Annotated in this window: 6 protein-coding genes; all 6 read right to left on the minus strand. The window is 55.2% G+C overall.

Annotated elements, in window-relative coordinates:
* Nucleotides 1–320: 320 nt before the first annotated feature.
* Genes cas2 through cas5c form a run of 6 tightly spaced genes read right to left on the minus strand, consistent with a single transcriptional unit; the run spans nt 321 to nt 5,648 of the window.
* Entirely contained in the window at nt 321–611 is a 291-nt protein-coding gene (cas2, locus tag RR842_RS11240; RefSeq protein WP_332553292.1) for a CRISPR-associated endonuclease Cas2, read from the minus strand.
* Nucleotides 612–614: 3 nt separating this feature from the next.
* A complete protein-coding gene (cas1c, locus tag RR842_RS11245; RefSeq protein WP_332729783.1) occupies nt 615–1,679 on the minus strand; it encodes a type I-C CRISPR-associated endonuclease Cas1c in 1,065 nt (354 codons plus the stop codon).
* Nucleotides 1,648–2,262: a CRISPR-associated protein Cas4 gene (cas4, locus tag RR842_RS11250; RefSeq protein ID WP_332553294.1), complete on the minus strand. Its 615-nt coding sequence runs from the start codon at nt 2,260–2,262 to the stop codon at nt 1,648–1,650. The genes cas1c and cas4 overlap by 32 nt, the downstream gene beginning before the upstream one ends.
* A 4-nt stretch (nt 2,263–2,266) precedes the next feature.
* Nucleotides 2,267–3,184, minus strand: a complete 918-nt coding sequence (gene cas7c, locus RR842_RS11255) for a type I-C CRISPR-associated protein Cas7/Csd2 (RefSeq protein ID WP_332553295.1) — start codon at nt 3,182–3,184, stop codon at nt 2,267–2,269.
* On the minus strand, nt 3,181–4,980 hold the full coding sequence (cas8c, locus tag RR842_RS11260) for a type I-C CRISPR-associated protein Cas8c/Csd1 (RefSeq protein WP_332553296.1): 1,800 nt from the start codon (nt 4,978–4,980) through the stop codon (nt 3,181–3,183). Before cas8c ends, cas7c begins: the two co-directional genes overlap by 4 nt.
* Nucleotides 4,977–5,648, minus strand: coding sequence for a type I-C CRISPR-associated protein Cas5c (cas5c, locus tag RR842_RS11265; RefSeq protein WP_332711005.1), 672 nt, complete (start codon nt 5,646–5,648; stop codon nt 4,977–4,979). The genes cas8c and cas5c overlap by 4 nt, the downstream gene beginning before the upstream one ends.
* Between the last annotated feature and the right edge of the window lie 131 nt (nt 5,649–5,779).

Raw genomic sequence — 5,779 nt, forward strand, 5'->3', positions numbered from 1 at the left:
AGAAGTTTCAACCCGCACGCCCACGAGGGGCGTGACCCATTGCTTAGACCCCTCTCGGCACTCTCGAAATGTTTCAACCCGCACGCCCACGAGGGGTGTGACCGATAGCAGACATGGCGTCAGTTGCCAAAGTGGAAGTTTCAACCCGCACGCCCACGAGGGGTGTGACTGTCAAATTATACATTTTCTTGCAACTTCCGTGCTTCCTTATGCATTTTTCAAGGTGCAATCCCCAAAAGAACTCCCCACATCCAAACTTTGTCGCGAATAAATGCGCGAACCTCATGAATGGACAGCAAGCGCTTCAGGTTCGCCGTGCTCTAAATGCATAAAAACCCATCTGGGTCGTAGCTTGGCTTTGCCCCGACATGCTCGACTTTGCTCCGCCAACCTTTCCCGAGGTGATAGAACCTCAGGCTGTCCTTCTCAGGATCGATGCGCTTGATCAGCTCATGCTTCATAACCTCGAAACAGGCAGGATCCATCGAGCACTCGAAAACAGAGTTCTGCACTCGCTGGCCGTACTGCATGCAAATCTTCGAAACCCTTCGCAAACGGCGGGGGCCATCTCCGTCAGCAGTCGCCACATCGTACGTCACCAGAACATACATCGCCTACCTCCAAAGAAAAGCGGGATAACTCTCCATATCGCCCCGAAGGAACCGGGCAAACAACTGTGCCTGGATAAACGGAAGCAACCCGACCGGCATCTTTTCTTTGAGAAACGGGTGGGTTATGCTCTCCTGCTTCTTCTTTTGCCACAAACCAAGAACTCGCTTGCGCGCCTCGTCGGACAAAACTACGCCTCCTCCTTCGCGCAGCTCAAAATCGCCGGAACTCACTTGCCGCCGATTAACCAAAGACAATACGAACCGATCAACGTAAGGAGCGCGGAACTCCTCCATCAGGTCAAGCGCCAGACTCGCTCTGCCCGGCCGATCCCGATGAAGAAAACCGATTTGGGGATCGAGACCGATCGTCTCGCAAGCAGATGCGATATCCCGGCTCAACAGCGAATAGAAAAACGAGAGCATCGCGTTGACAGGATCCCGAGGCGGCCGCCGACTCCTGCCCGCAAAGCGAAGCGAAGGCTCCTCAACTCTAACCATGCGGTCGAACACCGAAAAATATACGTGCGCAGCATCTCCCTCAACACCCCGAAGCTGATCCGCCGTCTTGACCTCCACCGCGCTTCTCTGCGCACAACGCAGCGCTTCCACTGCCGCAAGGTAAGACTCATCGATGTCTTCAGGATAATCACGGCGATACCGCTCGAGAACTTTCCGGGAATTGGAAACCTTCGCCCCAACGAACCTTTTCGCGATAGCCAACGACGCTTCCTTATCATCCGAGAGACGATACTGAGCGCGCCGGAGAAGCACGTTTCCCGACACCGCGCCCTCGACGCGCGCCAAAAACCGCCCCTCGCCATCCAGAAACGAAATGGTTATGCCTCGTTCAGCACACTCCCCCAACAAAGACGCTCCGCACCCGCGGTACCCGAATATAACGATGCTGTCGAGAAGATGGAACGGAACATGAAGAGCGCGTCTATCGGAAACCATAACCGAGACGGCATCGTCTTCCTTGACAAGACGCGCTTCAGGGTCGGTAACGTAAAGCGTGTTCAGCAGCTTTTTCATGTCATCAAACCCCTTCGTTCCAATACGAAACAGCATCGTGCTCGCTTATCTCAGGAAGACAGATGTCCGCAAGAGAGCATCTGCGACACTTTGCCCCCTTTACCGCCCGAGGCGTTCTCTGTGCATCAAACAACTCGTGCATTCGCATCGACAAGCGCTCGACCTCGCTTTTTAAAGACCCGTCCAGCAAAACTGCTTCACGCCGACGGGTTTCCCCGTAGAACAGAGCACCCTCACCCACCGTGCAACCATACATCTCTTCAAGACACAGCGCTTGGGCGCAAACCTGAAAGCGATCCCAGTCTTCTATCTTCGCTTTGCCAACCTTGTATTCAACGGGCCGCACCGTCAAACAATCCCCTCCGCTGGAAAACTCGACAATATCGGCAACCCCAGCAATGCCCAGTCTTCGGCTCGCCAAACGAACGCCACGCTCTGCCCGTACACCGCGCACCGCGGTGTATCCTTCGGTATGGACGCGCTCGTGGAACAAGTCTCCCCTCACCGTATCAAAGCTGTCCGCCCACTGTTGCTCGATATGGATGAGGGCCCACTGGCGCTCGCAGTATGCAAGGTGCTGCAAACCGGAAAGCGCCAGCAGGTCGCCATCGTCGTACATCGACCTAGACGGCCGGAGCGATGTAGTCGAACTCCTTCAGCTCGACGCCTTCCGGAAGAGCATCACGATCGACCTCAAGCTCGTAATCCGAGAAAGCGCGCGCTTCAACAGAGTTATCGATCAAACGCTTCGATGACACCAGTTCAAAAAGCCGATGCGCCGGGGCGTTCCCAAGTTTACTGTCGTGCTTGAAGACGAAAAGCTTGCGCGAGGTCATAAGACCGCGTGCCGCGCTTCGATCATGCTCGAACATGTTCATGAGCGATTCGAAGAAAAGCTCAAGGTCCTGTTCACTGAATCCTGTCCGCTCCGCAAGCGAGGCTGAAATAAAGCCCTCAGCTCGGTAAAGACCGTAAGGTATGTACTGCTTGCGACCCATCGTCTTTTCTTTTTCCGCATCTTTTTCGTTGGTTACCGCCATACGTGTGATACTCATTTCAAGCGGAAGAACCGGATCAACCGACTCGGCAAAACACAGCTGGATAGGTCCGCGCACCTGCCCGCAATTCACGTCGGTCGTCATGACGGCCCCGAACGCTCGGATGTCGAAGAAGTTGTCGCACATGAACTTCGTAACCTTCACCTGGTCTTCTTTGGCTTTCGGCAGCTTTTTCGAATCCGACTTCATGTCGTAGTGAACATACGCTTTCCGATTGCGATCGTTCAGCACGGCTGCTTCCTGCACGTATATCTTGTAACCAAGCTCGCCCTCGGACGTGTCGGGATCGTCAATGGCTTCGCTTTTGATCAAATCGACGTAGTTTCGAATCTTGCGCTTCAAGCAAACATCCGAAACGATTCCCTTACTGGTTTCAGGATCGATGCGAGGCATGTTTCCCGCATCAGGATCGCCGTTAGGGTTGCCGTTTTTGACGTCGAAATATAACACGAAATCATAGCGGTTCTTAATGGGTTCACTCATCGGTTTTGCTCCTTCTCATCGCTTTCGGAATACTCAGCACCTTCTTCGCCTTCCTTGGTTTTCTTGGTCCACAAGTCAACGCGCTGTTGGTAATAGCCCACGTAGAACATCCCTTGCTCTTCGGTGTCAAGCGATTTTGGAAAGGGCCCGTCACCGTCGAGAAGTTTCATAATCTCGTCAGCCCTCTTCTCCGTCACGTAATAACCCGGCGAGCCCTTTTTCCTAAGGTTCTCGATATGATTCTGATAATTGCGCAGCAACGACGGAAACGTCCGCGCCGGAGTCGTCGATGCCGCCCCGATGTACCGATCACGGATGGTTGCACTGGCCCCGGGAATTGCATCCCTCTGAGCCTTCTCCATTACCGCGAACAATCTGCCCAGCAAGTACCCCGGATGCGTGTTGTTTTCATTCAGCGACACGGTGAGGCTCCTTCCCTCCGAATCGTACGTATTCTGGTTGCAACGCCATTTTCTGACCAAGCATGCTTTCACAAGGGCGGCTCGACGCCCCATATCCCACGGGTTGTTCGACGCATGATCGCAGCGCATGCGCGAAAGTAGCGAAGTGTAAAGTGCCTGCGGAAACGGTCCGCCTTTCAGCATCGCCGTCACACACGAACCGATAAGCGTTGAGGGAACGTTATCCGTCTTACCCAGTACGGCTGTTTGCAGCAAATAGGTGCGCAGCGAGCAGCCTTTGACATCAACCATGTCGATATCGCGAAGGTACTGCCCGAAGTTGTCTGCCAATCGGCCGAAGGTCTCAACCTCGAAAAACCTCACGGAAAGGCGTGCGGCATTCGGGGCCAGGCCCATGATGAAGAAACGCGTCTCGTAGTCAAGCTCCGGCGACGGCATTCCCAGCTTCATGCTCATCAGGGAACTTTCGATGCTCTCGATCGTCGCTTTATCTTCGGCGGGGCGCATCAGAGCATCGGCATCCATCACGAAGCGCATGATCTCGTTTTCCTTATACGCCGGCCGATCCGACCAGAATACGACCGTGGTATCACCGATACGGCAACGATGAGCGTTATCGTTCATCAGGTGCTTCAGCGCGGCACCGGCACCGAATGCCACGTCTTCGGATAGCGAGGCGTTGTAGGCTTGCTTCTTGCCATATGACTCCGACGAATCGAAGTTGAAAGAAACGAGAGACGCTCCCGACGACTGAGCTCCGGCAACGCCTGAAACCTGAGGGAACAAACGCGCAAGATGAGTCTGCTCGCCCGTTACGCCACATTGACCGATGACTGAACCGCCCTCACCACTGAGGCAATGACGATTCCACGCTTCCACGACGGCGGGTCGTTCGTGAAGACGGCGCTTGTCTCCCGCCAAACGGAAAACCGCGAAGCCCCCTTTCGAGAGAGCCTCCCGTTTGTCTTCGTCGAGGCGCTCCACCTGGTCGTTGCGGCCAAAAAAGGCCAGCACTGCACGGGCTCCTTCGTCGTCACATCCGGAAAGTACCTCGTCGTGCAAAGCGGCCGTCGCCTCGTAATGCCGCAAGCTCCCGGTGCCCAGCACATAATCCGACTTGTCACACAGAAAGTAGGGCTTGAGGGCTGTTCCCGAGCGCCCATCATGCTCCGGAACGCTCATCTCGATAGACTTTCGCGCCTTCTCGTCACCCGTTCCGGAAGACTCCAGCGACAGCACCGATATCAAGCGTCCATCTTGGGCAATCTCTATTTCCCAGGATGCCTTCTCGATGCTCCAAAACCGGGAAGGAACAGGACTGTCCGCGCTGTCTCGAAGGCGAAGGTAGTACTGGTGCAATTCGTTGAGAATCATCCCACCAACTCCCTCCGGTCATCCGCGACCTCAATAACTCCACCCTCCATAACCGCACGGAAAAACAGCGGGCTCATGTCGTTGTCGAAATCGATGTCGTAGAGCAGGTACCCCAAGTCTTGCCGACCCGCGTCAGCATAGAAGGAAGCTGGCTGTGATTGGTCGTCCTCCAAAAGCGAAACCTGGGCGGCGAACTCGCGGCAACCGAAGTAGGGCTGGTTGAAACACTGCCCCTTGCGCAGTCGCCTCAACGCGATGTTGTAGTGCTTTTCCGGCGTATCGTCCGGCTCCGCTCGATCCGTCAGCTCGAAATGCGCCTCGATGGCGTATGCCACGTCTTTGAGATACCGCGTTGCCCGCTGCTGGCGCTGCTTTCCTTCGGAGGCAATGACATAGAGGTCCTCGCCGCTTTTCATGGCAGACTTCGCATTGCGGTAGCTCAGTTTCCCGTCAAGCTCGTTTCTGCGAAACGTGTCGAACTCGATTTCATTCAACACAGTGATACGGTCGATTCGCCACTTGATGGCAGGTTTCCAATAAACCGCCTCAAGCAAGCCTCGTGCGGCCGAGGGCGTTATCACGTCGTAACTGACGCGCTCCGCCTTCATCTCAGGACGCGTGAAACAAGCGCGCGGCCCTTGGGCTAGAATCTTGATTCCATATCCCATACACCCTCCTTTCCTCTCACTCGAGAACCGCCCATACGCTCCCGCACAGGGGCGGCATCATCGCAGTAGAATCACGTGATCAAGTCTTTCCATTCCTCCTCTCCCGGCAACAGCAGACCGACGTCCTCTCG

Origin of the sequence: Gordonibacter sp. (assembly GCF_036667095.1) — a bacterium.
Lineage (GTDB): Bacteria > Actinomycetota > Coriobacteriia > Coriobacteriales > Eggerthellaceae > Gordonibacter.